Raw genomic sequence first — 24,804 nt, 5'->3', positions numbered from 1 at the left:
CCGTACCTGCACCCGTATCCGTGCCCCTTCCGGCTTCGGTGCTCAGTGCCAGCCCGCGCGGTAGGCCGCCCAGTCGCCCTCCTCCGCCGCGAAGTCGACGTACAGCGCGACACCGAACCGCTCACGTCCCGGGTCGGTGCGTCCGAGGCCGAGTCTGACGCCCCGGACGGCGGCCTCGACGGTCTCCGCGTTCTCGTGGTGGCCGAGGTCGTCCTCGTGGAAGAAGGGGAGCCCCATCAGCAGATCGGTCGACTCGGGGGTCACTTCGAGGGCCAGGCTGGTCTGCTGGGCGACATACCCGCCGTACAGGCTCTCCAGCGGCATCCAGGTGTCGTACGACATGACGGCGATCTGGTCGACCCGCCGGGCGACCTGCCCGAAGAACTCCTGCGACCACCACTTCTCCCTGCCGGTGAGCGCGCCGTTCACCGAGTGCGCGCCGGGCAGCGGGTCGATCTGGTGGGCCGCGATCGACAGCTGCGCCCTCCGCGCCCGGGTCAGCTTCCGGAGGTCGTCGAGGAGGGAGAGGTAGTCGGCGTCGTCGGAGAGCAGCGGCTCCAGGTCGAAGTGGACCCCGTCGAAGCCGACGTTCAGGATCTGCCGGGCCGAGGTGACGACGGCCGCCCGGGACCCGTCCCTGTCCAGGCGCAGTCCGTCGGGGCCCTCGGTGGCCAGGACGTCACCGAGCCAGGCCTGCACCCGTATCCCGGGCATCGTGCGGTGCACCTCGTCGATGAGCCACTTGGCGCGCGGGTAGCGGGCGGCGGGCAGGGTGCCGTCGTGCTCCAGGGGTCCGGCGTGCACATACAGGTCGCGTATCCCCGTGCCCTTGATCCGGGCGGCGAACGCGGCGAGGTCGGCGTCCTTCTTCCGCCCGTCGACCCAGGCGTGCCCGAGCCAGACGGCGTCCTTGCTCCGGGTCCGCGCGTCCGCCCTGAGGTCGCCCGCGTAGCTGACGCGCAGGGCGAGCGCACCGAACAGCGGGGGCACCACGAGGAGGAGGACAAGGACGAGCACCGGCCAGCGCCCCCGTCGCCACATTCTCCTCAGTCGTCCACTCACCGGAGCCCCCCAAGAGCCGTCGTGTCACTGGTCCCACCGCTTCACACCGTAGCGGCGGCTACTGACAGTGACGCCAGGCTGTGCAGAATGGTTTCCGTCCGGGGCGGGAGGTCCAGCCGTCCGGTCGCGGAGCGACATACCCGGACATAGCCTCCCCCTTGTGACGCGAATAGCCACCCGAGCCCTTCTCGCGGTACTGGTGGCGGCGTGGTGGCTCCTCGTGCCCGCCGTTCACGGTGCCCACGCCGACGACCCCGTCGTCCTGTCCCGGGACGGACAGATCACCGACCGGGTGGACGCCCTCGGCGACCGTCGCACCTCCGTGGCCGAGGCCCTCGACCGGCTCTACGACGAACGGCGGATCCAGCTCTTCGTCGTCTACGTACGGGACTTCTCCGGCCGCACCGGACAGGCCTGGGCCGACGCGACGGCCGAGCGCAACGGCCTCGGACTCGACGACCTCCTGCTCGCCGTCGCCACCCACGACCGCAGGTACGGCTACTCCGCCGACCCGGACGCGCGCTTCACCCAGGCCCAGCTCGACGAGGTCGCGCAGACCGCGATCGAACCCGCGCTGCGGCAGAACGACTGGGCGGGGGCCGCGATCGGCGCCGCCGACGGATACTCCGCCGTCCTCGCCGGGCAGCCCGTCCCCACCCCGGCCGTCACCCCCGGGCCCGCCGATCCCGGCGGAGCGTCCGACGACGGCACCTCGGCGACCGATCTGGTCCTCCCCGTGGTCCTCGTCGGCGGCGCCGGCGCCGTGGCCGCCTACGCCTTCGTCAAGCGGCGCCGCCGGACCGAGACCCGCACCACACCCGGGGGCGGCCGGGGCTGGGGCGCACCCGCGGAGCCCCCGCCGCCGACCCTCGAAGAGCTCGACGGACAGGCCCGGCAGACCCTGGTCGCCACCGACGACGCCGTCCGCACCAGCCAGGAGGAACTCGGCTTCGCGTCCGCCCAGTTCGGCGAGGAGGCCGTACAGCCCTTCACCGAGGCGGTCGCCTTCGCCGAGGAGCAGCTGACGGCCTCCTTCCGGCTGCGGCAGAAACTCGACGACTCCTTCCCCGAGGACGAGTCGACCCGCCGGACCATGCTGGACGAGATCTTGCGGCGCTGCGCGGAGGCGAACGCGCGCCTCGACGCCGAGAGCGAGGACTTCGACCGGCTGCGGGCCCTGGAGCGGACCGCGCCCGAGGCGCTGGACACGGTCGAGGCAGCCTTCCGCGAGCAGACCGGGCGGATGGGCATGGCCGAGGCCGCCCTCACCGCGATGCGCGAGCGGTACGCCGAGACGGCCGCCGCACCCGTCGCGGGCGACGTCGAGCAGGCCAAGGACCGGCTCGTGTTCGCCACCACCCACGTCGACCAGGCGCGCCGGCAGATCGATGCCGGCGACAACGGCGGGGCCGCCGTCCACATCCGGGCGGCCGAGGGCGCCGTGGACCAGGCGGCGCGGCTGATCGAGGCCGTGGACCGGCGGGCGCAGGAACTCGCCGAGGCGGTCGGCAAGCTGCCGGGCGCGCTCTCCGAGACCGACGCGGACCTGGCGGACGCCCGGGGCCTGTTGCAGGGGACCGCCGAAGGGGTGTCCACGGCCGACCTCCGGGGCCGGATCGCCCGCGCGGAATCGGTGCTCGCGGAGGTGCGGCGGGTCGTGGACTCCGGACGGTACGACCCGCTGGACGCCCTGCGCCGGGTCGAGCAGGCCGACACGGCGCTCGACGAGGCGCTCGAAGGCGCGAGGGAGCGCGAATCGGGCGGCCGACGCGCCCGCGCGCTCCTCGACCAGACGATGCTGACGGCCCGCTCGGCGATCGGAGCGGCCGCGGACTACGTCACCACCCACCGGGGCGCGGTGGGCAGCGAGGCCCGCACCCGCCTGGCCGAGGCCCAGCGGCGCTGGGAGAAGGCGCGTGCGCTCGCCGAGGCGGACGACCCGGGGGCCGCCCTCGCGGAGGCCCAGCAGGCGGACGCCCTGGCCCGGCGCGCCCAGGACCTCGCCGAACAGGACGTCCGGACCTATGGGAACCCGAACGGCCTGGGCGGTGTATCAGGGGTAGGCGGTGGAGGTGGCGGCGGGCTCGGCGGTGCGGTGCTCGGCGGCATCATCCTCGGCGGACTGTTCGGCGGGGGAAGGGGAGGCGGACATGGGGGGTTCGGTGGAGGTTCGGGCGGGAGTTCCGGGGGCGGAGGTTTCGGCGGCGGGCCCGGCAGCTTCGGCGGCGGCGGCACGCGCGGCCGGCGGGGCGGCGGAGGCCGTTTCTGAGGAAGGCGCGAGCGGTGCCCTCCCCCTTTCTGTCCCTCTCAAGGAGAAGAGCCATGAGCAAGCAGACCATCCTCGGCCGGGTCACCCAGCTGGCGAAGGCCAACATCAACGCCCTGCTGGACCAGGCCGAGGATCCGCAGAAGATGCTGGACCAGCTGATCCGCGACTACTCGAACAACATCGCGGAGGCCGAGGAGGCGGTGGCCACGACCATCGGGAACCTCCGGCTGATGGAGCAGGACCACCAGGAGGACGTGGAGGCGGCGAAGGAGTGGGGCGGCAAGGCACTCGCCGCCAGCCGCAAGGCCGACGAACTGCGCGGCGGCGGGCAGACGGCCGAGGCGGACCGCTTCGACAACCTGGCGAAGGTGGCGCTGGGCCGCCAGCTCCAGTCGGAGAAGGAGGCCAGGACGGCGGAGCCGACGATCGCCGCGCAGAGCGAGGTGGTGTCGAAGCTCAGGACCGGCCTCGACCAGATGAAGGCCAAGCTCGGCGAGTTGAAGGCCAAGCGGGACGAGCTGGTGGCCCGCTCCCGGTCGGCCCAGGCGCAGAACACGATGATGGACGCCGTGAAGAGCATCGACGTGCTCGACCCGACCAGCGAACTGAGCCGCTTCGAGGACAAGGTGCGCCGGGAGGAGGCGCGGGCGATGGGCAAGCAGGAGCTCGCCGCCTCTTCCCTGGACGCCCAGTTCGAGGCGCTGGACGGGCTGGGCGACAGCGCCGAGATCGAGGCCCGGCTGGCGGCGCTCAAGCGCTGACCGGACGCCCTGCCCCCGGTCGGGCCCGGCCGGGGCCCGGAAGCCGGCCGCGCCGGCTGGGCCGGTCGTGGCGCACGGGCCGGTCGTGGCTGTGGCGGGCGGCCGGTTGGGCGCGGCGGCGGTCAGAACATGCTGAGGAGCTGTTCCACCGTCGGTTCCGCCGCTCCCTCGCCGTCGGGCAGGGCCAGTTCGAACCAGACGGTCTTGCCGCGCGGGGTCCGGCGCGAGCCCCAGGAGGAGCTGAGCAGCCCCACCAGCTGGAGCCCGCGGCCGCCCTCGTCGGTGTCCTTGGCGCGGCGGCGCCGCGGCTGGACCAGGCCGGCGTCCCAGACCTCGCAGACGAGGGTGCGGTCGCGGAGCAGCCGCAGCCGGATCTCCCCCTCGCCGTAGCGCAGGGCGTTGGTGACGAGCTCGCTGACGAGGAGTTCGACGGTGTCGACGAGCGGTTCGAGGTCCCAGGCCTTGAGCTGGGTGCGGGCGAGCTCCCTGGCCCGGCCGACCGAGCGGGGTTCCCTGGGCAGCTGCCAGTCGCCGACCGCCTCGCTGGGCAGTCCCTGGATCCTGGCCATGAGCAGGGCGATGTCGTCCTCGCCGTGCCCGGTCTCCAGGCTGTTGAGGACCCGGTCGCAGACGTCCTCCAGCGGACGGGCCGGATCGGTGAGGGCGCGGCGGAAGGCGCTCAGGCCCTCGTCGAGGGGATGGTCGCGGGACTCGACGAGTCCGTCGGTGTAGAGGGCGAGGAGGGCTCCCTCCGGCAGTTCGACCTCGACCTCCTCGAAGGGCTCGCCACCGACCCCGAGCGGCATCCCGGGGGGCACGTCGAGCAGCAGGGCCTCCTCGCCCGGTTCGACGAGCACCGGCGGGAGGTGACCGGCGTTGGCGAAGGTGCAGCGCCGGGTGACCGGGTCGTAGACGGCGTAGACGCACGTGGCGAGGTAGACCTCGGAGAGTTCCGGGCCGCGGGACTTGTGGCCCCGGGACTGCTGGGCGCCGATGGGGGCGCCGAGGCCGCGGGCGATCTCGTCGAGGTGGGAGAGGACCTCGGCGGGCTCCAGGTCGAGCTGGGCGAGGGTGCGGACGGCGGTGCGCAGTTCACCCATGGCGACGGCGGCGCGCAGGCCCCGGCCCATGACGTCCCCGATGACGAGCGCGGTGCGGTGCCCGGGGAGTTCGATGACGTCGAACCAGTCGCCGCCGACCTCGGTGGCGGCGGTGCCGGGGAGGTAGCGGCAGGCGATGTCGAGGCCGGCCGCCTCGGGGTCGCCGGGCGGCAGCAGGCTGCGCTGGAGGATCAGGGCCCGCTCGTGTTCGCGGCGGTAGAGGCGCGCGTTGTCGATGCAGACGGCGGCGCGGGCGGCGAGTTCGACGGCGAGCGCCCGGTCGCGCTCGCCGAAGGACTCGCTGCCCTTGGTGCGGGAGAACTGGACGAGGCCGACGACGGTGTCGTGGGCCACCATCGGGACGACCAGGGTGGTCTGGACGAGGTCGCCGTCGACCCCGGGCACGGTCCGGAGGCGGCCGGTGCGCAGGGCCCCCGCGCAGGGCGAGTTGAAGGGGTAGCGGTGGACGGCGCCGACCTCGATCGGTTCGGGTCCGCAACAGCCGCCGTCCTGCCGGTGTCCCTCGTCGGTTCTGAGGGGTGTGTCCGAGACGGCGCTGGCGACGGCGACCCTGCGGAGTTCGGCGCTGCCGGCCCCGTAGCCGACGTCGTGGGAGCTCCCCCACCGGCCGGGCGGTGCCTCGTCGCCGGTGAGCAGGCCCTGGTAGAGGTCGACCGAGGCCAGGTCGCAGAAGCCGGGGACGGCGACGGCGAGCAGCTCGCGGGCGGTGGCCTCCAGGTCGAGGGAGTTGCCGATGCGGGCGCCGGCCTCGTTGAGGAGGGCGAGGTTGCGGCGGGCGCTGGCGGCTTCCCTGGCCGCGTTGTGGCGGCGGGTCACGTCGATGCCGAGGCCGGCGACGCCGATCGGGCGGCCGGAGCCGCTGTGCACCCGGTAGAGGTTGATGGACCAGTGGCGGCGGTCCCGGGCGCCGGGCGCGGCGCCGACGATCTCGAAGTCGGTGACGGACTCCCCGGTCTCCAGGACGCTGCGGAGGGCGGCGGTCATCCGGTCGGCCTCGGGCCGGTTGAGGTAGTCGTGGACGGTCCGGCCGCGGTGGTCGTCGGCGGAGCCGCCGAAGACGGTGGCGAAGCGCCGGTTGGCCCGCTTCACGGTGAGGTCGGTGCCGAAGAGGAGAAAGCCGAAGGGGGATTGGCCGAATATCGCCTGGGAAGCGGCGAGGTCCGTCTCGATGCGCCGCAGGGCGCGCACATCGACGACGACGCACAGCGCGGCCCGTTCACCGGACTGGGTCTCGCTCGGCATGACGTACATCTCGGCGATGCCGTGGGGCCGCTCCTCACCGGGAATCCGGAAGGGGACGAGGCCTGTCCACTCCTTGCCGTCGAGGATCTCCCGGACCCGTCGACGGCCCCGCTCGCGCAGGTCGGCGGGCATGAAGGCCTCGACGGGGTCCTTGCCCATGGCCTCCTCGGCGGTGACACCGAAGAGGTCCACGGCCCGTCGGCTCCACTGCTCGACGAGACCGTCGGGCCCGATGGAGAAGGACGCCACCCGGATGTAGTCGTAGATGGAGCCGGGCGGGCTGCTCTGCCACACGACGCCGCCACTCGCCTGCTCAGGTATCTCGCTCACGCGACCGTCCCCTCCAGCTCACCGCACCGGACCGGCCATGCCCGCAGTATTCAATACGGCAGGCCCCGACGGCACGACGTTCACGATCACAGGGTGGTCTCGGTCGTCTCTCGCCGAGTACCGGTGATCGTTGTCCCACCCTGTTTACTCACCAGGGAGAGCCAGCTCGAACCATACGGTTTTGCCGGTCCTTCCCTTACGGGTCCCCCAGCGGCGTGCGGAGCAGGCCACGAGGCCGAGTCCACGGCCCCCTTCGTCCTCGGGCCCGGGGGCGCGCTCGGTCGGCGGATCCGGAAGCGGATCGGAAACCTCCACGAGCAGCGCGGGCTGGTGGTCGGGGTCCGTGCCGTCGGGCCTGGGGCGGACCAGACGGACCCCGATCGGCCCGGAGGCGTACCTCAGCGAGTTGGTCACCAGCTCGCTGACCAGCAGGACGGTCACATCACCGAGGGCCGAGTCGAGCTCCCAGGCCCTCAGGGTTTCGCGCACGGCGTGCCGGGCCGTGCGCACGGCGTTCGCCTCCGCCGGGAAGTTCCACTCGGCGCGGTCGCCGTCGGTGTCGATCACACCCGATCACTTCCCCAGCCGTACGTCAGCAGGAAGGCCCACGTCCTCTTTCAACGGGTCAATCAGGACATACCCGATATTTGGGGCGGGATATCGCGCTGGGCGCAGCAGCGGGCGCACGGTGGCACGAACGGCGTAGAAACTCAGCCGTGCGCTCCGGCATCGGGGGCCGCGGGGAGCCTCAGCGCGGCCTCGGCGACGGCGGGGCGGTCCTGGTCGAGCCAGTCGACCGAGTCGAGCTCGGACCGGGAGAGCCAGCGCAGCGCGTCGTGGTCCTCCAACGGGCGGGGTTCGCCGGAGAGCAGCCGGGCGGTCCACACCCGGAGGACGTATCCGGGCTTCAGCGGCCACTCGCCGGGGATGCGCTCGCCCGGCTCGACCTCGACGCCCAGTTCCTCCCGCAGCTCGCGGACCAGGGCCTCCTCCGGGCTCTCACCCGGTTCCAGCTTGCCGCCGGGCAGTTCCCAGCGGCCGGCGAGCTCGACGGGGGCGCTGCGGCGGGCGGCGAGCAGCCGCCCCCGGTCGTACAGGGCGCCCGCGACGACGACCACGACGGGATCCTGGGGCGCGGCGGGGCGGGTGGTGCGTTCGGTCATGGGCGCGAGCGTAGCCCGGACGGGCCGGCACCCGCCGGGGTCAGAGGGCGGGGGTGCTGATGCGCTCGACCCAGTAGAGCTGCTTGTGGCCGCGGTCGTCGAGGCTGTCCGCGATCCGCTGCGCCTCGTCCTTGGTCGCGTACCGCCCCACCCGGTAGCGGTTGCCGTTGTCGTCCTGCCGAATGACGAGCCAGGCGAGGTCGGGGCCGCTGTCGGTCATCAGACTTCTCCCTCCGCCGGTCCGGATGCCGCCAAGGATCTCCGGGAAACCGCAATCCGCATATGCCGGAGCTTACGCCTGACCTTCACACAGCGGATACGGAATTGCACAAAGAGATACGGATCGGCCGGGAACCGACGGAGGGAGGCCGAAGGTCACGCCCCGGGGGCCGCCCCGGGGACGGTCGGCACGGGCATCAGGACGGGCCCGCCCGCGCCCTCGGGGTCCTTGCGGCAGACGTCCCCGCACGTGGCGTCGAGCGAACAGCAGAGGGAGCAGACGGGACCGGACCGCACCGGGCAGTCGGCGATGTCGGGGAGCTCGTACGCCGTCTCGCACTCGGCGCAGAGATGGGTCGCCCGCTCGTCGAAGGCGCCCGCGGCCGGGCCGTTCACCGTGTTGGGACGGGCCAGGTAGTAGCGGCCCTTGGTCGCCCAGGCGATCAGCGGGCAGAGGACGAGGGAGAGACCGGCGGCGATGAACGTGGAGAAGGCCTGGGGGTAGGTACCGAAGGCACCGAAGAAGGCGAGGATCGAGACCAGGGAGGCGATGACCATCGCGCCGAAGCCCGCCGGGTTCACGGCATACAGATAGGCGCGCTTGAACTCGATGTACGGGGGGCTCCAGCCGGCCCGCTTGTTGATGACGAGGTCGACGGCGACGGCCGTGATCCAGGCGATGCCGACGTTGGAGTAGAACCCGAGCAGCTTGTTCAGGGCCGCGAACATGTTCATCTCCATCAGCGTCAGCGCGATGGCGAGGTTGAGGAAGATGTACCAGACGCGCCCGGGGTGGCGGTGGGTGACGCGGGAGAAGAAGTTCGACCATGACAGCGAGCCGCTGTAGGCGTTGGTGACGTTGATCTTGACCTGGGAGACGATCACGAAGAGCGCGGCGGCGGGCAGGGCGAACGTGCCGAGCCACGGCTTGAGCGCCTCGATCTGCGGGGCGATCGGCTCCAGGGCGTGGGTCGTGCCGACGGCCTCCAGGGCGACGAAGGCGAGGAAGGCGCCGCCCAGCTGCTTGGCCGCGCCGATGACGACCCAGCCGGGCCCGGCGGCGAGGACGGCGAGGTTCCACCGGCGCTTCGTGGCCTCCGTCCTGGCGGGCATGAAGCGCAGATAGTCGGCCTGTTCGCCGATCTGGGCGATCAGGGAGAGCGCGACCCCGGTGCCGAGGCCGAAGCCGATCCACGAGAAGCCCGCACCGGCGCCCTCCGTGCCACCGAAGGAGGCGAAGGCGCCCCAGGCGTCGGGGGCCTCGAAGGCCAGGACGACGAAGGGCAGCACCATGCCGATGAGCCAGATCGGCTGGGTCCAGGCCTGCACCTTGGCGAGGGCGCCCATGCCGCGGAAGACGATCGGGATGACGATCAGGGTCGTGATCAGATATCCGATCTCGACCGGCAGGCCGACGGCCTGATGCATGGCCTGGGCCATGATCGAGCCTTCGAGCGCGAAGAAGATGAAGGTGAAGGAGGCGTAGATGAGCGAGGTGAGCGTGGAGCCGAAGTAGCCGAAGCCGGCGCCGCGGGTGATCAGGTCCATGTCCAGGCCGTAGGTCGCACAGGCCCGGGCGATGGGGATGCCGGTGAGGAAGATGAGCGTGGCGGCGGTGAGGATCGAGGCGAGTCCGCTGCCGAAGCCGTAGGTGAAGACGATCGAGGCGCCGATCGCGAAGTCGGCGAGGTAGGCGATGCCGCCGAGGGCGGTCCCGGCCACCGTCCCGGGCGACCAGCGGCGGAACGAGTGCGGGGCGTAGCGCAGCGAGTAGTCCTCGCGGCTCTCGTCGGCGGCCAGCTTGGCGTAACCGCGGCGGGGGCCGGGTGGCGGCGCGGCCTCTCCCGGTGCCTCAAGGGCCCGGGAGGGGGCCCCGCCCGGCTCCGGGGTAGGGGTGGTGACCGTGTTCGTCATGAGGGTTCCTTCGTCCGACCGGTGCGCGGGTACGGACGAGGAAAGTAGGAGCCCGGCGTGACGGGGGTTGTCGACACACGGTTGCCGGACGGTTAAGCGAGCTGACGCCCCGTTAACTCGCGGTCACGCCGCCCGGACGGCGGGATCCGCTGAACGGTCACGGACGCGGACACCGCCACGAACGGCGCGCCGCCATCAACGGGCGCACCACCACGAACGGACGCCGCAACAGACGCGGGCCACCGCAGAAGGATGCCGCCGCGGCCACCGGCCACCGTAGAACGGACGCCGCCACGGACGCGGGCCGCCGTAGAGCGCGCGCCGCCACGGACACCGGCCGGAGCACCGTCACGAGCGACCGCGGCCGTCCCCCGTCGTCGGCGCCTCAGCGCACCGGCAGATGGTACGAGAGGCGGTAGCGGTCGGCCGGGACCACGACGTCCGCCGTCTCGACGGCCCTGCCCGAGGCGTAGTACGTCCGCTCCACGACCATCACCACGTGCCCCGGCACCCCGCCCAGCGCCAGGAGTTCCTCGGCGAGGCCCGGCCGGGCGCCGACCTCCTCCACCACGTTGTCCACGACCACGTCGATGGCCGCCATCCGCTCGACGACACCGCAGCCGCCGAGGGGGCCCTCCTCGGGCAGCATGACCGGCGTCCGGCCGGTGACGGCGAGCGGCTCCCAGGAGGTGGCGACCATCATGGGCTCGCCCCCGTCCCGGTACACGTACCGCGTGCGCATGACCCGCTCCCCGGGTTCGATGCCGAGCCGCTCGGCGACCTCCCCGCTCGCGGGCTCCTGCTCGCTGCCCGACTCCCAGGTGCCGCGGGCCCCTTCGGCCGCCTGCTCCTGGCGGAAGGGGCTGGCTCCGGCCGCCGGGCGGTAGCCGGAGCGGGCGATGCGGCGCGGCACCGGGCGCTCCCGCACATAGGTGCCCGAGCCGGAGCGGCCCTCCACGAGTCCCTCGGCCATGAGTACCTTGCGGGCCTCCAGCGCGACGGTGTCCGACACCCCGTACTCCTCGCGAATGCGCGCCTGCGAGGGGAGACGGGTATGCGGCGGAAGCGAGCCGTTCGCGATCTTGTCCCGCAGATCGCTCGCCACGCGCAGATAGGCGGGCTGCTCACCGAACGTCACTGGACACTCCCCTCAGCTTGACTTACAGCAACAGCCTGACAACCCACGGTCGCGGTCCGCAAGCATGGGCCAAAGTTTCACTCGAAGTGATGACACCGAGATCACACCTCTTGCTACCCAGGGTCACCCCGGGTAGGCGGTGTCGAACCCCTTGACCAGCATTGGTACAGACCAATACGTTCCTGCTGCACGCTCCCTCCGCACGCTCCCTCCGCACGCTCCATCCCGCCTCGCACAGGAACGAGCCCATGCGTCCCAGAGCCATGACCAAGCTGACCTTCGGCGCGGCCGCCGCGGCCACCCTCGGTCTCCTCGCCACCCTGGCCCCCACGGCCGACGCGCACCAGATCTCCGGGCACAGGCCCGAGCTGAAGCGCATCGGCTACTTCACCCAATGGGGCATCTACGGCCGGAACTTCCAGGTCAAGGACCTGGAGACGAGCGGCACCGCCGCCAAGCTGACCCACATCAACTACGCCTTCGGCGTGGTCGGTTCGGACGGCAAGTGCCTCATGGGCAACCTGCCCGGCTCCGACCCCTGGGCGGACTACGTGCGCCCCGTCGACGCGGCGGGATCGGTGGACGGCGTCGGGGACACCGCCGACCAGCGGCTCGCCGGAAACTTCAACGAACTGCGCGAGCTCAAGGCGAAGAACCCCGGCCTCAAGGTCATGATCTCGCTGGGCGGCTGGAGCGGCTCCGCGCACTTCTCCGACGCGGTGCGCACCGACGCCGGACGCAAGACCCTCGTCGCCTCCTGCATCGACACGTACATCAAGGGCAACCTGCCCGTCGACGGTGCCCGGGGCGGCGCCGGAGCCGCCGCGGGGCTCTTCGACGGAGTCGACCTGGACTGGGAGTGGCCGGGCTCCGAGGGCAACCCCGGGAACGGGATCCGCCCCGAGGACAAGCCCAACTTCACCAAGCTGGTGCGGGAGTTCCGCACCCAGCTCGACACCTACGGGCGCTCGCTGAAGAAGCGCAGGCACTACGACCTCAGCGCGTACGTGCCCACCGCCCCCGCCAAGATCGACGCGGGCTTCGAGGTCCCGAAGATCATGCGGGACTTCGACTTCGTGAACCTCCAGGGCTACGACTTCCACGTCTCCGGCGAGAAGACCACCGCCCAGCAGTCCGCGCTCTACGCCAAGAACGACTTCAGCGTCGACCAGACCGTCAACGCCTGGCTGCGGCGCGGGGCCCCCGCCCACAAGCTGGTGGTCGGCATGCCGTTCTACGGCCAGGGCTGGACCGGCGTCACCGGTGGCGGAGACGGGCTCGGCCAGCCGGCGACCGCTCCCGCCCCCGCCACCTGGACGGCCGGCTCCGAGGACTACAAATTCCTGAAGGCGCTGGCGAACTCGGGGACGTACACGCTGTACCGAGGGCACCGCAACGGCCACGCCTGGCTCTTCGACGGCACCACCCTGTGGACGTACGACGACCCGACCGTGCTGCGCACCAAGGCCTCCTACGTCCGGCAGAACGGGCTCGGCGGCGCGATGGTCTGGTCGCTCGACGGCGACACCGCGGACGGCGAACTGATCACCGCCATCGACCGGGGCCTGTCCCGCCGCTGACACCCCCGCCCCGGCCGCCCGCTCGGCGGCCGGGCCCCCGAACCGCGGACCGGTCCCGCCGATCGCGGTGGGCCGGGAGCGGCGGCCGGTCACGGGCCGCCGCCTCCCGTCCCACCGCACGGTCCGCACACGACGGGGCCGGGTCTCCCCAGGGAGACCCGGCCCCGTTCTCCTACCTCTCGGCGAGCGGGGGCTCAGGCGGCGGTGCCCTCGCCCTCGGGCGGTGTGCCCGTCAGGCCGAGCGCCGTCCGCGCGTCCGCGCCCAGATCCCCGGGCATGGCCTCCCAGGCGATGTCGTACGCCTCCCAGTAGGCCTCCGCGTCGGCCGCCTTCGACAGCTCGGCCCACTCCTTCGAGGCCGCTTCGAGCTCCTTGCGGAGCGCGGCGACGGCGGTGGCGGAGTCGGCGGGCCAGGAGCGCCGCCCGAGTCCCGCGTGCGCCGCGTCGATCGCCGCGAGGAACTCCGCGGACCATGCCTTGTTGGCGGCGAAGTCCTCGTCCGGGTCCTCGTCCGGCTCCCGGTACGAGACCGTCTCAAGCGGGTTGACGGTCTTGAGGAAGTACTCCTGGTCGTCGGTCAGCGTGCTCGCGTCGGACCGCACGGAACCGCTGAAGGACTTCTTCTCGGTGGCGAACGCGCAGGTCACCGCACGATCGCCGAGACGCCAACTCTCCTTGCTGGGAAGGTAGTAGAACAGCCAGACGTCCTTCGGCACGGCCCAGGTGTCCATCGCGTACGCGGCGTTGACCGTCTCGCAGCGCTTCTCCGCGACGGCGTCGATCGCGTCCTCGCCCGGCCACTTGTCGAAGCCGGTGGCCTTGAAGCCGCCACTGACCTCGCCGTCGTGCGGGCGCTCGCAGTCGACGATCGTGACCTCCGTCGTGTACTCCTCCAGCTTCCCGCCGTCGAGGAAGCACTGCCCGGTCCGCAGCGAGAGCGGCGACTTCGAGCGGGACGCCTCGTCCACACCGTCCTTGAAGTCGCTCCAGGCCGAGCCGATGCCGCCGGTGACGAGGCCGATCACCAGCAGCAGACAGCTGACGGCGGAGAGCACGATGCCCGCGATCGCGAGCCCCTTGCCCGACTGGTCCCGCTTCCTGATCTGCGGGAGGGCGGCGAGCCCGAGGATCAGGCCGAGGGGCGGCAGGCAGCAGACGATGCCGGAGACGAGGGAGCCGACGGCGAGCCCGTTCGTGGTACGCCGGGGCTGCCCGTAGGGGCCGGCCCCGGGCCCGCCGGGGTGACCGGGCGGGCCGCCGTAGGGACCGGCCGAGTACGGCATCCCGGGTGAGGTGTACGGCCCCGGAGCGGGCCATCCCCCCTGCTGCGGGCCGCCCTGGGGGGACGGCGGCGGCGGGGGCGGCGGGGTCGGCTCCACGGGTACGGTGCTCCTGTTCGGGGCGGATGGCACGAACAAACGATCGGTCGCGCATCGTACGTGGCCGGGCCGGGAGAGCGGAGCGCGGGGCCGTCCCGTACGGCGGGAACGGCTGCGGCGAGGGGTGCAGGAAGGGGCGGCCGCCCGCAGGCGACCGCCCCTCGTCGTTCGTTCACTCACTCACTCGTGCGGCGTTCGTCGGGCTCAGAACCGCAGGACCCGGAACCGCAGGGCTCAGAACCGCAGGGCTCAGAACTGCAGGGCCCAGGAGTCGATCTTTCCGGTGTCGATGGACGCGTTGTCCGTGACCCGCAGCTTCCACGTGCCGTTCGCGACCTCCGAGGAGGCGTTCACGGTGTACGTGGTGTTGATGTTGTCGGCGCTGCCGCCGGTGCCGAAGGCCTTCAGCGTGTACGCCGAGCCGTCGGGGGCGATCAGCTGGACCTGGAGGTCACCGATGTAGGTGTGGACGATGTTCACGGGGACCTGGAGGGCGGAGGGGGCGTTGCCCGTGACACCGCTGACGGTGACCGGGGACTCGACGGTCGCGTTGTCGGCGATGGCGTAGTCACCGGTGTTCTCGAACTTCGGGCCGGTGGGCGGAGTGGTGGTGCCGCCGCCGACGTAGAGCAGCCGGTTCGGGGAGCCGCTGCCGGGGTTGGTGACGACGTTCGGGGTGGCGGCGGTCGTCAGGGCCGCGGAGACCTGCGCCGGGGTCGCGGTCGGGTTGCCGGCGAGGTAGACGGCCGCGGCGCCCACGACGTGCGGGGTCGCCATGGACGTACCGGAGATGGTGTTGGTGGCGGAGTCGCTGGAGTTCCAGGACGAGGTGATGTTCGAGCCCGGGGCGAAGATGTCCAGGACGGTGCCGTAGTTGGAGAAGCTGGAGCGGGCGTCGGTGTTGGTCGTGGAGCCGACCGTGATGGCCTCGGAGACCCGCGCCGGCGAGTAGTTGGAGGCGTTGGCGCTGTCGTTGCCGGCGGCGACGGCGTAGGTGACGCCGGAGGCGATCGAGTTCCGCACGGCCGTGTCGAGGGCGGTGTCGACGCCGCCACCGAGGCTCATGTTGGCGACGGCCGGCTTGACGGCGTTCTGCGTGACCCAGTCGATGCCCGCGACGACCTGCTCGGTCGTGCCGGAGCCGGAGTTGTCGAGGACGCGGACGCCGACGATCTTCGCCTTCTTGGCGACGCCGTACGACGTGCCCGCGACGGTGCCGGCGACGTGAGTGCCGTGACCGTGGCCGTCCTGGGCGACGTTGTCGTTGTCGATGGCGTCGTAGCCGTTGAAGGCGCGGCCGCCGAAGTCGCTGTGCGAGATCCGCACACCGGTGTCGATGATGTACGCGGTGACGCCCTGGCCCGCGGTGTCCGGGTAGGTGTAGCTCTGGTTCAGCGGAAGGGCCTTCTGGTCGATCCGGTCAAGTCCCCAGGAGGGCGGGGAGGGCTGCGTACCGTCGATCGTGAAGACGCGGTTCTGGACGACCGAGGCCACGGCGGGGTCGGCCGCGAGCTTCTTCGCCTGCGCCTCGGAGAGTTCGACGGAGTAGCCGTTGAGCGCCGAGGTGTACGTCCGCTTGATCTTCGCGCCGAACTTGGCCGCCACGGCCCGGCCCTTGGCGGTCTCCGCCGGCGCCGACTCGTCGAGGGTGACGATGTAGCTGCCCGCGATCGTGCCCTCGGCTCCGGCGTTCTCGATGACGCCTTCCGGGGCGGCCGGTGAGGCGGCGGCCGGGAGGGCGGAGAGGGAGCCGAGGGTGAGGGCGGTGACGGCCATGGCCGCGGCGGTGGCGATTCGGCGTCGTGATCCACGCATCACTGACATGTGAGGGGTCCTCCTCATTGGTGGTGCGTTGCTGTGGGGGTAGGCAGGGACATGACAAGGCAGCGCGAGGGTCGCGCCGCTTCGCACATCCGGCTGCCGAGCGAAAGATTGACTGATCCATAGGAATCCCACAAGGGTTGCCGACACCCCGCAACACCCGCGCCACACGGCTGACATGCTGCCCGGTATGACCTTCTACGTGTGCCACCGTTGCCAGGTTCACTCGCCCGCCGACGCGCTCACCTGGTGTTGTCCGAAGTGCCGCGGCCCCTGGGACCTGGAGTTCGCGAGTGCGCCGATTTCCCTCTCGTCACTCGCGTCACGCCGAAATTCATTGTGGCGTTACGAGGAGGCGCTACCGCCGATGCCGTACGGGCCGGAGGTGACACTCGGAGAGGGCCGCACCCCCCTCGTCCCGCTCATGGAGCGGGAAGCGGGATCGGTTTCGGCCAAGCTCGACTTCCTCATGCCGACCCTGTCCTTCAAGGACCGCGGCGCCGTGATGCTCGCCGCCCACGCCCTCCGCCTCGCACGGAACGGCGGCCTCGACCGGGTCGTCGCCGACAGCAGCGGCAACGCGGGCACGGCGGTCGCCGCGTACGGCGCGCGCGCCGGACTCGACTGCCTCGTGTACGTGCCCGAGGGCACCTCCCCGAAGAAGCTGGAGCAGATCCGGGCGCACGGAGCCCGGGTCGTCGAGGTCCCCGGCGACCGCGAGGCGACGGCCCGCGCCGCGCGGGCGGCCGCCGACGAACCCGGCACCTTCTACGCCTCGCACGTCTTCAACCCGTACTTCCTGCACGGCACCAAGACCTATGTGTACGAGCTCTGGGAGGAGCTCGGCGGGCGCCTCCCCGACACGATCGTCGTCCCGGTGGGGAACGGCACCCTGCTCCTCGGCGCCGCCCTCGCCCTCGACGAACTGCGCCGCCACGGGCTCGTCGACAACCGGCCCGTGCTCGTCGCCGTCCAGGCGGAGGCCGTCTCCCCGCTGGCCGCGGCCTTCCACGCGGGCGCGGACGAACTCGGCGCGCCCACCCCCGTCCGCCCCACCCTCGCCGAGGGCATCGCGATCCCCGCCCCGCCGCGCGCCCACCAGATCCTGCGGGCGGTACGGGCGACGGGCGGCACGTTCCTGACGGTGTCCGAGGAGCAGATCCGCACCGCCCAGCGGGATCTGGCCCGCCGCGGCCTCTTCGTCGAGTCCACCGGCGTGGCCTGCTGGGCCGCGGTCCAGGCCGCCCCGCGGCGCCCCGGGCTCACCGTGGTGCCCCTCTGCGGGGCGGGCGCGAAGACGGGCCTGGCGCCCTGACGCCAGGCCCGTACGGATCGGACCGCGCCGACGCGATCGGACCGCGTCGGCGCTGTGGCACCGGCATCGGCGCCATGGGACCGCGTCGGGCCGACGGGAAAGCGCCGGCCCGATGGGACACGTCGGGGACGCCGGGAAGGCGCCGGCCCGATCAGAACCCCTCGGCCCGATCAGAACACTCCGGCCCGATCAGAGCCCTTCGGCCCGATCAGAACTCGTCGGCGCCGTTGCGGAGCTCGTACGTCCAGTAGCCCGTCTTCGCGGCGGCCTCGTCGACGGCCAGACCGCCCGCGGGGGCGTTGACGACGATGCTGCCCTCGGCCGGGCCCTCGGGGGCGAAGAGGTTCACGTTGAAGCTCTTCACGACCTTGTTGTCCTCGTGCGCGCCGCCGAGCGCGACGCGCACGTTGGCGTACGCGGGCTCGCCCGGCTTCAGGACGATCGGGGCGGCCGGCTTGCTCTTCGCGACGGCCGGGACGTCCTTGGCGGTCTGGATGGGGCCGAAGGCGATCAGCGGGTACTCGAGCAGGGTGCAGGAGCTGCCGGAGGTGTTGGTGGCGGTGAGGACGATGTGCTCGGTCGGGACCTCGTCGGCCTTCTTCGCCGTGACCTTGATGTCGCCGTAGGCACAGGCGGGCGACTTCGCGGAGGTCTTGCCGCCACCGGTGGAGCCGCCGGCCGTGGTACCGGCCGTGGAGCCCTTGCCGCCGGTGCCGCCGGTGGCCGTGGAACCGCCGGTCGAACCACCGGTGGAGCCCGAGCCGCTCTTGGCGGAGGTCTGGTCGGCCTCGCCGCCGGCGCCCGTCCCGGTGTCGGCGGCCCCGGAGCCCTGCTGCGAGGCGCTCGCGCTCCCCGCGTCCTTGGCGGCGGCGTCCTCTCCGCCGCCGCAGGCGGTCAGGCCCAGCGAGAGGGCGGCGATGGCGGCGGCGGCCAGGACGGTGGACTTGTGGTGGGTACGCATGGTGGTTCTCCCCCGTGAAGCGTCAGGACGGTGTGTGCTGCATCCAGCTTCCGGCCCCGCGCTGCCGTCCCGCTTGCGTACCGCTAACGATCCGCTGACAGGCGCGAAAGACGGGCCGCCGCCCGCGCCGAACCCTCGGTGAAACCCGCCGCGTCGGCCGCCACGATCGCGCGTTCCAGCTGGTCGGCGGCCTCTTCGTGGCGTCCGATCCCGGCCAGCGCCTCGCCCCGGACGATCTGCAGCTGGGCATGCACGACCACCGCGTCGGGGGCGACCAGTTCCCCGGCGCGAAGGGTGTGGGCGAGCGCCGCCTCGTAGTCCCCCGCCTTCATGCAGTGATCCGCCAGATGCTGGAGGGTCAGCGCCTGGGTGGACGGATGGCCCGTCCGGTCGGCGAGCGAGACCGCGTGGATCATGAGCAGTCCGGCCCGGTCGTGCTCGCCCGTGGCGTCCAGGACGGCGGCGTAGTTGACGTAGGCGATGGCCTCGCTGACGGTGTCGCCGACGCGGGCGGCCAGACCCGGCGCCTTCTCCAGATGGACGAGCGCCTCGGTGTCCCGTCCCTCCTCGTGCAGGATCCAGCCGAGCAGCGCCCGCGCCCGCGACTGCGCGTCGAAGTCGCCCACGTGCTCGGCCGAGGCGAGCCCGGCCTCCAGGAGCGGCGTCCAGCCGTCCCCGATCCGCATGAGCATCAGCGGCCACTGCACCAGGGCGAGCCGCCAGGCCCTGTCGTGCAGGCCCAGGGCCGCCGCGGCGGTGACCGCGCCCTCCAGGGCGGCGCGTTCTGCCACGTACCAGTCGAGGGCCGCCGTCCGGTCCTCGAACTCGCGTGTCGCGGCGGGCCGCCGGGCGTCGGCGGGCAGCGAGTAGCAGGGCTGGGAGCCCGGCTCGGCGACGGCGTCGGCGGCCAGCCCCGTGTACAGGTAGTGGTCGAGCAGACGGGGCAGGCCCTCGGGGTCGGCGCCCGGGGCGAGATGGCGGGCGTAGAGGCGCACCAGGTCGTGCGGCGTCCAGCGGCCGGGGACGGACTCGGTGAGCAGATGGGCGGCGGCGAGCCGGTCCAGATCGGCGGAGGCCTGGGTGGGGGACGTACCGACGAGGGCGCCCGCCGCGAACCGGTCCAGGTCGGAGCCCGTGTGCAGACCGATCGCGCGGAACAGCCGGGCGGCGGACTCGGGCAGCTGCTGCACGGTGAGGTGCAGCGCGGCGGAGACGCCCCGGTCCTCGACGTCGAGGAGCATCAGCCGGCCCTGCTCGTCGGCGAGTTCGCCGACCATCTCGTCGAGCGTCCACTGCGGGCGCTCGGCGAGCCGGGCCGCCGTCACCCGCAGCGCGAGCGGCAGGCCGTCGCAGAGCCCGGCGAGCCGTGCGGCGGCGGCGGGTTCGGCGGCGACCCGCGTCTCGCCGAGGACGGTGGTGAGCAGCGCCGCCGAGTCGGCCGGCGGGAGGTGGCCGAGCGGCACCGGCCGGGCCGCGTCGGAGGCGATGAGGCCGCCGAGCCGGTCGCGGCTCGTGACCAGGGTCGTGCAGTGGTCGCCGCCGGGCAGCAGGGGCCTGACGTGCTCCGAGGAGCGGGCGTTGTCGAGGACGACCAGCAGCCGGCGGCCGGAGGTCAGGGAACGGAAGAGGGCGCCGCGCGCCTCGACGGCCTCGGGGATCCGCTGCGGCGGTACGCCGAGGGCGAGCAGGAACTCGCGCAGGACCGCGGCGGTCTCGGGCGCCGGGGTGTCGCTGAAGCCGCGCAGGTCGGCGAAAATTCGACCGTCGGGATAGTCGGCGCGGCGCTCGTACGCCCAGTGCACGGCGAAGGCCGTCTTACCGACGCCGGCGGGCCCGGTGACCAGACAGACGGGTCCCTCCCCGACGCGTACGGCCCGGTCCAGGGCGGCCAGTTCGGCACCGCGCCCGGTGAAGCCACGCGGTGCCCGCGGCAGCCCCTCGGGCGCCGGGGCCGCGACGGGAGCGCTCGGCCGGGCCACGGCGACGGGCTCGGCGGAACGGAGCAGCGTCGCGTACGCCTCGCTGAGCGTCTCCCCGGGGTCGACGCCCAGCTCCTCGGCGAGCAGCCGCCGGGTGCGGTGGTACCAGTCGATCGCGTCCGACTGCCGGCCCGAACGGCCGAGGGCCAGCATCAGCGCGGCCGCGAGGGACTCCCTCAAGGGGTGCGCGACGGCCTCGGTACGGAGCACGGCGGCGGCCCTGCCGTGCTCACCGAGCTTCCCGTACGCCTCCGCCAGCGCCTCCACCGAGGCGAGCCGCAGCTCTTCGAGGCCGCTCGCGGCGGCCTCCAGGGGCCGGCTGTGCACGGTCCCGCTGAGCGCGGGCCCCTGCCAGTACGACAGGGCCTCCCGCAGCATCCGCACCGCGTCCGCGGGCTGGCGCTGCACCCCGGCGAGCGCAACAAGCTCCTCGAACCGGTGCACGTCCACCAGCGTCTCCGGCATCCGCAGCACGTACGCCGAACCCTGGGTGGCGAGCTCGACCCCGTACGCGTCCGCCCCGTGCTCGGCGAGCAGCGCCCGCAGCCGCGAGACATGCCCCTGCAGCACGGTCTTGGCATGGGTGGGCGGTTCTTCCTCCCACAGCGCATCGATCAACTGGCCGACGTTCACGGCACTGTTGGGCCGCAACAGAAGCATGACCAGGAGGCTGGACCGTTTGGCGGGCCCCAGGGCTACGTCCCCGTCCTCCGTCACCAGCGCAACGGAGCCGAGCAGCCGGAACTCCACCAGTACACCTCCGCGATCCTTCTCCCCCATTTCCCCAGCAGTCGAGGATACGTGGGGTGGAGGGGTCGAAAGCGACGCGAGATCCCCGATCCCACCCCCACTGTCCGAATCATCACAGCCCACCGAACCCCCACCACCCCCCGGATCTCGGCGACCGCCGCCCACGCGCGGGCCTCTTCTCCCGGCCGGCCAGAAGCATCCGGACCCTCCCGGCGGCGGGCCTCGCGTCGGCCAGCAACGGACCAAGCCGTTCCACCAGGACCTTCTCGACGCTCCCCAGCCGCAGCCGCCCTTCGGTGACGTCCTGCAGCCGGGCGACGGGAATGGCGTCGAGCTCCCGCTTCACCGCCGCGTCGTGGATCGGCCTCAGTGTCGCCCGTACCGCCTCCACCGCCCTTCCGTGGTCACCGACCACTGCCTGCGCCGCCTCATACAGTCGCGCTCCCCTCGCGACTGTGTCCCGCTCGCCACGCCCCACGCTTCCCGCCCCTCTCCGGCCCTCTCCGCATCCTCCCACCGCCCACACCGGGCCTCGCCGGGCATTCGCAGCTCCCTGCGGATCAACCGAACCTCGGGGCGGTCATTCACACCCCCGGACTTACGACCGCCGGTAGGATCAGCACCATGAGCGGTAGTAGGAAGTATTCGATCAGCCTGCCCGAGGATCTCGCCGAGGCCGTACGCGCCCATGTCGGACCCGGCGGTTTCTCCGCCTACGTCGCCGAGGCTCTCGAACAGAGGGTCGCCATGGACAAGCTCCGGGAGATCGTCGCCGACTTCGAGACCGACAACGAAGCCCTCACCCGCGAGGAGGTCGAGGCCGCCCGGGCGCTGCTGCGTCACGACCACCGACAGGCCGGCGGGGCCGCCGCCTGATGCCCGGCACCCTCCTGCTCGACAGCGAAGGACTCTCGAAGCTCTACCGCAAGGACCGCACCATCGCGGCTCTGGTCCAGGCGGCGTCGGAGGAGGGCGTCCGAGTCGCCACCAGCGCCATGACCACGCTTGAGGCCGACTGCGAGCGCGTTCACCCGGCCCGCATCAAGTGGGTCCTCTCCCGCGTCGACGTTCACGACGTCACCAAGGAGATCACCGACCAGGCCGCCGCGCTTCTGCGCGCCCATCACCTCCACGGCCACAAGTACGCCATCGATGCCGCCTTCGCCGTCATCGCCCGCAACGCACCCCGGCCGGTCACCGTCCTCACGTCCGACCCCGAGGACCTGACACTCCTGTGCGGCCCTTCCGTGGAAGTCGTCAAGGTCTGAGGCAGCCTGACGCCGACCAGACCTGCCGCCGCCCCACGTCACAGGGCAAGGACTCCACGCGGACAGACGCCTGTGCCCGACCTGCCAACAGGCGGGTCGGGCACAGTTCTTGACGAGACGTCACACGTTGAAGCGGAACCTGTAGCGCAGAGCTCCCACCTGCGGAAACGCGGTTCTTTCAGGGCGCATCCCAGCACCATCCCAGCACGGGTGCTCCATCCCAGCACCACGCAGGCCAGCCAGCCCTCGTACGCCTACACAGCTCGGTTGCCGGCGCTCGAGCTCGCCTCCTCCGACGGCGGGGACGTCACATCCGGGGGCACGGGCCGCATGGCACGCTGCAAGACTTCCCGGCAGCGCTCCCACGCGCCGGGCAGCAGATGCCCGTAGATATCGACCGTCGTCTTAACCGAACGGTGCCCCAGCCAACGCGACACCTCATGGATCGGCACACCGTTGGCCAGGGCGGTAGAGGCGAAGAAGTGCCGCAGGCTACGAGGCGTGTACTTGGCCTTGCCGTCCAGATCAACCAGGCCGGCCAGGAGGCATGCCTTCTTGAACCGGTAGCCGTAGGACGCGATGGACGGCATCACCCCGGCGCCAGGCTGACGCGGGGCGAAGAAGGTCTCGAGTCGAATCCGCTTGCCCTTCTGCCCGGTAAAAACCACGGGCACCGGCTTCCACCTGCGGAGATGAGCATCAATCTCCTGCTCGACGAACAGAGCGGTGGGAATGTCCCGGCACTCCTTCTCCAGCCGATGCTTCAGGGGGACGAAGGGTGTCCGGCATTCCTCGCGGTGCGCCCTGGCACTCACCTGCCATCGGATCCTGACGAAGCCAGACCGCCTGCACTCGGTGGAGAAGGCCAGGGCCTCGCTTGGTCGCTGGCCTGTGCCGGACTGAAGGTAGACGGCGAGGCGGAACTGTGGCGTGATGTGCCCAGCAATCAGATCCACCTCGGCTGGTGTCGGCACTGCGTCCTCGTCCACCGCCACAGCATCCCTACGGGATATCCGGATGCCTCGAGCAGGGTTCTCCGTGATGCGCTTGTCGACGACCGCCGCCTCCATGATGGCGGCCACCATCACCATGCGGTCATTGACCGTGGAGACCGCCAACCCCTCACCCGAGGCATGCAGGTCCATGGCGAACTCCTCGAGGTCGCGTCGCGCCAGCCCAGCCAGCGTCTTCCGTCCCAGACGCGGCCCGAGATGGTTACGGATGAACCCTTCGTAGTTGCGGCGTGTGAACTCACCAACGACCTGTCTCTCCAGCCACTCCTGAGCCCAGACTCGCAACGCCACAAGCCCTCGCCCGGGATCAAAGCGAATGCTGGCCTTCTTGTCGTTCTCGACCTTGTCGGCGAAAGCGTCCGCACCATCCGTACCCACCCGACGGGGAAACGACCTCTCCCGCTGACGCCCGCGCCTACCGCCCGGCTCCCGGTAGCGCACCGTCCACCCATGCCGACACCGCGGACGATCACAGGGAAAGTTCCGGTCCCGGACGTCCTTCTTGCACCTCTGAAAGACGCTCGCCACCCCAAGCCCCCCACGATCCTCCGCCCGGCCCGTGCTCGAAACCGTGCACCGCCACCTCACGGACGGGCAAGGACTTCACCGCCAAACCCCTCTTTCCTGCGAATGCGGACCCAGCCCCTCCCCACGGTCCCGCGGGCCATCGGATCGGCGAGACCCTCCTCGCTGGATGCGCTCACGCCCTCCGCGCTTGCATGCGTGTGATCCGTGCACAAGCATCGAAGGCCATACCGCGCTATGGTTGATGTATGGCTACCAAGAAGGTGACTATTACTCTCGACGAATCTCTGGTCGAAGCCCTGGCCGGAGCCGCCGAGGAAGAAGGTATCCCGCTCTCTCGTCTCGTCGCCGGAGCAGCCGAACGCGAGCTGCGCCTGCGGGCCGGCCGGGCCGTCATCCAGGAGTGGCAGGCAGAACACGGCGCCTTCACTCCCGAAGAGCTAGCCGCCGCCCGCGCGGACCTTGCCGCCGCCGATGCCGAGTACCTCAGCAGCCCGGGAGCCTCGGCCGCGTGAACATCCCCTACCTGTACGACGCCGGCGTACTCATCGCCATCGACAACGACGACCGACGCATGTGGGCCCGCCACAGCCTGGCCCTCGAAGACGGCCGGGACATCCACGTCCCGTCCGTCATCGTCAGCCAGGCATGGCGGGACTCCCGCCGCCAGGTCAGACTCGGCAGGTTCCTCGCCGGGTGCCACGTCGTACCCGTCGGCCTCGAAACCGCCAAAGCCGCAGGCATCCTCTGCGGCAAGGCCGGCACCTCCGACATCGTCGACGCCACCGTCGTGACCATGGCAGCCAGCCTCGGCGCCATCATCTGGACCTCAGACCCGAACGACATCCGCACCCTCATCGACGCCCAAGACATCAAACCCGCCCCTGTCATCCGCACCGTCTAACCTCGCGCTTTCATGAAGCGGGCTGTCCGACGGGTGGTCAGGTAAGCGAAAAGTGCCTCTGACCAGCAAGAATGAGGATTGTCGAGGTCC

The 24,804-nt window shown here is 71.8% G+C and carries 20 protein-coding genes and 1 pseudogene; 8 read left to right on the top strand and 13 right to left on the bottom strand.

The genetic code is table 11. The annotated features are described in order from the left end of the window. Nucleotides 1-42 precede the first annotated feature (42 nt). The gene (locus ACH4MY_RS34860; protein ID WP_398008384.1) at nt 43-1,062 is read right to left on the bottom strand and encodes a hypothetical protein; all 1,020 of its coding nucleotides are present in this window, start codon (nt 1,060-1,062) and stop codon (nt 43-45) included. A gap of 160 nt (nt 1,063-1,222) precedes the next feature. On the opposite strand from ACH4MY_RS34860, the gene ACH4MY_RS34855 reads away from it, so the two are divergent. Both ACH4MY_RS34855 and ACH4MY_RS34850 read left to right on the top strand, forming a co-directional pair. Beyond that, on the top strand, nt 1,223-3,331 hold the full coding sequence (locus tag ACH4MY_RS34855; RefSeq protein WP_398008382.1) for a TPM domain-containing protein: 2,109 nt from the start codon (nt 1,223-1,225) through the stop codon (nt 3,329-3,331). A gap of 53 nt (nt 3,332-3,384) precedes the next feature. Continuing rightward, nucleotides 3,385-4,092 carry a PspA/IM30 family protein gene (locus ACH4MY_RS34850; RefSeq protein ID WP_398008380.1) on the top strand — a complete coding sequence of 236 codons (708 nt, stop codon included), beginning with the start codon at nt 3,385-3,387 and terminating at the stop codon, nt 4,090-4,092. A 122-nt stretch (nt 4,093-4,214) separates the two neighbouring features. Here the strand turns inward: ACH4MY_RS34850 and ACH4MY_RS34845 are convergent, their stop codons facing one another. The 6 genes from ACH4MY_RS34845 to ACH4MY_RS34820 all read right to left on the bottom strand — a co-directional run bounded on the left by ACH4MY_RS34845 (nt 4,215) and on the right by ACH4MY_RS34820 (nt 11,219). Next, complete coding sequence (locus tag ACH4MY_RS34845) at nt 4,215-6,785, bottom strand: SpoIIE family protein phosphatase (RefSeq protein ID WP_398008378.1); 2,571 nt, start codon at nt 6,783-6,785, stop codon at nt 4,215-4,217. 144 nt (nt 6,786-6,929) lie between these two features. Beyond that, nucleotides 6,930-7,352, bottom strand: a complete 423-nt coding sequence (locus ACH4MY_RS34840) for an ATP-binding protein (protein WP_398008376.1) — start codon at nt 7,350-7,352, stop codon at nt 6,930-6,932. A 143-nt stretch (nt 7,353-7,495) separates the two neighbouring features. Then, nucleotides 7,496-7,948, bottom strand: a complete 453-nt coding sequence (locus ACH4MY_RS34835; protein WP_398008374.1) for a (deoxy)nucleoside triphosphate pyrophosphohydrolase — start codon at nt 7,946-7,948, stop codon at nt 7,496-7,498. A gap of 40 nt (nt 7,949-7,988) precedes the next feature. Next, on the bottom strand, nt 7,989-8,168 hold the full coding sequence (locus ACH4MY_RS34830) for an SPOR domain-containing protein (protein WP_398008372.1): 180 nt from the start codon (nt 8,166-8,168) through the stop codon (nt 7,989-7,991). 155 nt (nt 8,169-8,323) lie between these two features. After that, nucleotides 8,324-10,081, bottom strand: a complete 1,758-nt coding sequence (locus ACH4MY_RS34825; RefSeq protein WP_398008370.1) for a purine-cytosine permease family protein — start codon at nt 10,079-10,081, stop codon at nt 8,324-8,326. A 385-nt stretch (nt 10,082-10,466) separates the two neighbouring features. Beyond that, nucleotides 10,467-11,219: a GntR family transcriptional regulator gene (locus ACH4MY_RS34820; protein WP_398008368.1), complete on the bottom strand. Its 753-nt coding sequence runs from the start codon at nt 11,217-11,219 to the stop codon at nt 10,467-10,469. A 248-nt stretch (nt 11,220-11,467) separates the two neighbouring features. Here ACH4MY_RS34820 and ACH4MY_RS34815 point away from each other — a divergent pair, with 248 nt between their 5' ends. Further along, entirely contained in the window at nt 11,468-12,799 is a 1,332-nt protein-coding gene (locus tag ACH4MY_RS34815; RefSeq protein WP_398008366.1) for a glycoside hydrolase family 18 protein, read from the top strand. A 194-nt stretch (nt 12,800-12,993) separates the two neighbouring features. On the opposite strand, the gene ACH4MY_RS34810 is transcribed toward ACH4MY_RS34815, so the two are convergent. Then, a complete protein-coding gene (locus tag ACH4MY_RS34810) occupies nt 12,994-14,178 on the bottom strand; it encodes a DUF4190 domain-containing protein (protein ID WP_398008364.1) in 1,185 nt (394 codons plus the stop codon). A 249-nt stretch (nt 14,179-14,427) separates the two neighbouring features. After that, on the bottom strand, nt 14,428-16,002 hold the full coding sequence (locus ACH4MY_RS34805; protein WP_398008362.1) for a S8 family serine peptidase: 1,575 nt from the start codon (nt 16,000-16,002) through the stop codon (nt 14,428-14,430). 175 nt (nt 16,003-16,177) lie between these two features. Between ACH4MY_RS34805 and ACH4MY_RS34800 the strand changes: the two genes are divergently transcribed. Then, nucleotides 16,178-17,314, top strand: a complete 1,137-nt coding sequence (locus ACH4MY_RS34800; RefSeq protein ID WP_398008361.1) for a threonine synthase — start codon at nt 16,178-16,180, stop codon at nt 17,312-17,314. A gap of 208 nt (nt 17,315-17,522) precedes the next feature. Here ACH4MY_RS34800 and ACH4MY_RS34795 read toward each other — a convergent pair whose 3' ends face one another. From ACH4MY_RS34795 to ACH4MY_RS34785, 3 genes and pseudogenes are all read right to left on the bottom strand, one after another. Next, a complete protein-coding gene (locus ACH4MY_RS34795) occupies nt 17,523-18,275 on the bottom strand; it encodes a DUF4232 domain-containing protein (RefSeq protein ID WP_398008359.1) in 753 nt (250 codons plus the stop codon). An 83-nt stretch (nt 18,276-18,358) separates the two neighbouring features. Then, the gene (locus ACH4MY_RS34790) at nt 18,359-21,004 is read right to left on the bottom strand and encodes a BTAD domain-containing putative transcriptional regulator (protein ID WP_398008357.1); all 2,646 of its coding nucleotides are present in this window, start codon (nt 21,002-21,004) and stop codon (nt 18,359-18,361) included. Between the two features lie 131 nt (nt 21,005-21,135). Further along, nucleotides 21,136-21,482: pseudogene (locus ACH4MY_RS34785) on the bottom strand (ATP-dependent helicase); the annotation flags it as partial. Between the two features lie 146 nt (nt 21,483-21,628). On the opposite strand from ACH4MY_RS34785, the gene ACH4MY_RS34780 reads away from it, so the two are divergent. Beyond that, nucleotides 21,629-21,880, top strand: a complete 252-nt coding sequence (locus tag ACH4MY_RS34780; protein ID WP_018845686.1) for a hypothetical protein — start codon at nt 21,629-21,631, stop codon at nt 21,878-21,880. Continuing rightward, a complete protein-coding gene (locus tag ACH4MY_RS34775; protein ID WP_398008355.1) occupies nt 21,880-22,272 on the top strand; it encodes a DNA-binding protein in 393 nt (130 codons plus the stop codon). The genes ACH4MY_RS34780 and ACH4MY_RS34775 overlap by 1 nt, the downstream gene beginning before the upstream one ends. A gap of 254 nt (nt 22,273-22,526) precedes the next feature. Here the strand turns inward: ACH4MY_RS34775 and ACH4MY_RS34770 are convergent, their stop codons facing one another. Beyond that, the gene (locus ACH4MY_RS34770) at nt 22,527-23,663 is read right to left on the bottom strand and encodes a tyrosine-type recombinase/integrase (protein ID WP_398008353.1); all 1,137 of its coding nucleotides are present in this window, start codon (nt 23,661-23,663) and stop codon (nt 22,527-22,529) included. A 395-nt stretch (nt 23,664-24,058) separates the two neighbouring features. On the opposite strand from ACH4MY_RS34770, the gene ACH4MY_RS34765 reads away from it, so the two are divergent. Both ACH4MY_RS34765 and ACH4MY_RS34760 read left to right on the top strand, forming a co-directional pair. After that, nucleotides 24,059-24,325, top strand: coding sequence for a hypothetical protein (locus tag ACH4MY_RS34765; RefSeq protein WP_152370712.1), 267 nt, complete (start codon nt 24,059-24,061; stop codon nt 24,323-24,325). Then, the gene (locus ACH4MY_RS34760; protein WP_398008351.1) at nt 24,322-24,714 is read left to right on the top strand and encodes a type II toxin-antitoxin system VapC family toxin; all 393 of its coding nucleotides are present in this window, start codon (nt 24,322-24,324) and stop codon (nt 24,712-24,714) included. The genes ACH4MY_RS34765 and ACH4MY_RS34760 overlap by 4 nt, the downstream gene beginning before the upstream one ends. Nucleotides 24,715-24,804 lie beyond the last annotated feature (90 nt).

The sequence above is a fragment of the Streptomyces sp. NPDC017246 genome (assembly GCF_044331325.1).
In the GTDB taxonomy this organism is placed as follows: domain Bacteria; phylum Actinomycetota; class Actinomycetes; order Streptomycetales; family Streptomycetaceae; genus Streptomyces.
This window is presented reverse-complemented; position numbering and strand designations above follow the sequence as displayed.

Coding starts and splice junctions, on each gene's coding strand:
- ACH4MY_RS34850 (WP_398008380.1), top strand. CDS start 3,385: ATGAGCAAGCAGACCATCCTCGGCCGGGTCACCCAGCTGGCGAAGGCC.
- ACH4MY_RS34835 (WP_398008374.1), bottom strand. CDS start 7,948: ATGACCGAACGCACCACCCGCCCCGCCGCGCCCCAGGATCCCGTCGTG.
- ACH4MY_RS34830 (WP_398008372.1), bottom strand. CDS start 8,168: ATGACCGACAGCGGCCCCGACCTCGCCTGGCTCGTCATTCGGCAGGAC.
- ACH4MY_RS34825 (WP_398008370.1), bottom strand. CDS start 10,081: ATGACGAACACGGTCACCACCCCTACCCCGGAGCCGGGCGGGGCCCCC.
- ACH4MY_RS34795 (WP_398008359.1), bottom strand. CDS start 18,275: ATGCGTACCCACCACAAGTCCACCGTCCTGGCCGCCGCCGCCATCGCC.
- ACH4MY_RS34775 (WP_398008355.1), top strand. CDS start 21,880: ATGCCCGGCACCCTCCTGCTCGACAGCGAAGGACTCTCGAAGCTCTAC.
- ACH4MY_RS34765 (WP_152370712.1), top strand. CDS start 24,059: ATGGCTACCAAGAAGGTGACTATTACTCTCGACGAATCTCTGGTCGAA.
- ACH4MY_RS34780 (WP_018845686.1), top strand. CDS start 21,629: ATGAGCGGTAGTAGGAAGTATTCGATCAGCCTGCCCGAGGATCTCGCC.
- ACH4MY_RS34800 (WP_398008361.1), top strand. CDS start 16,178: ATGCTGCCCGGTATGACCTTCTACGTGTGCCACCGTTGCCAGGTTCAC.
- ACH4MY_RS34805 (WP_398008362.1), bottom strand. CDS start 16,002: ATGTCAGTGATGCGTGGATCACGACGCCGAATCGCCACCGCCGCGGCC.
- ACH4MY_RS34815 (WP_398008366.1), top strand. CDS start 11,468: ATGCGTCCCAGAGCCATGACCAAGCTGACCTTCGGCGCGGCCGCCGCG.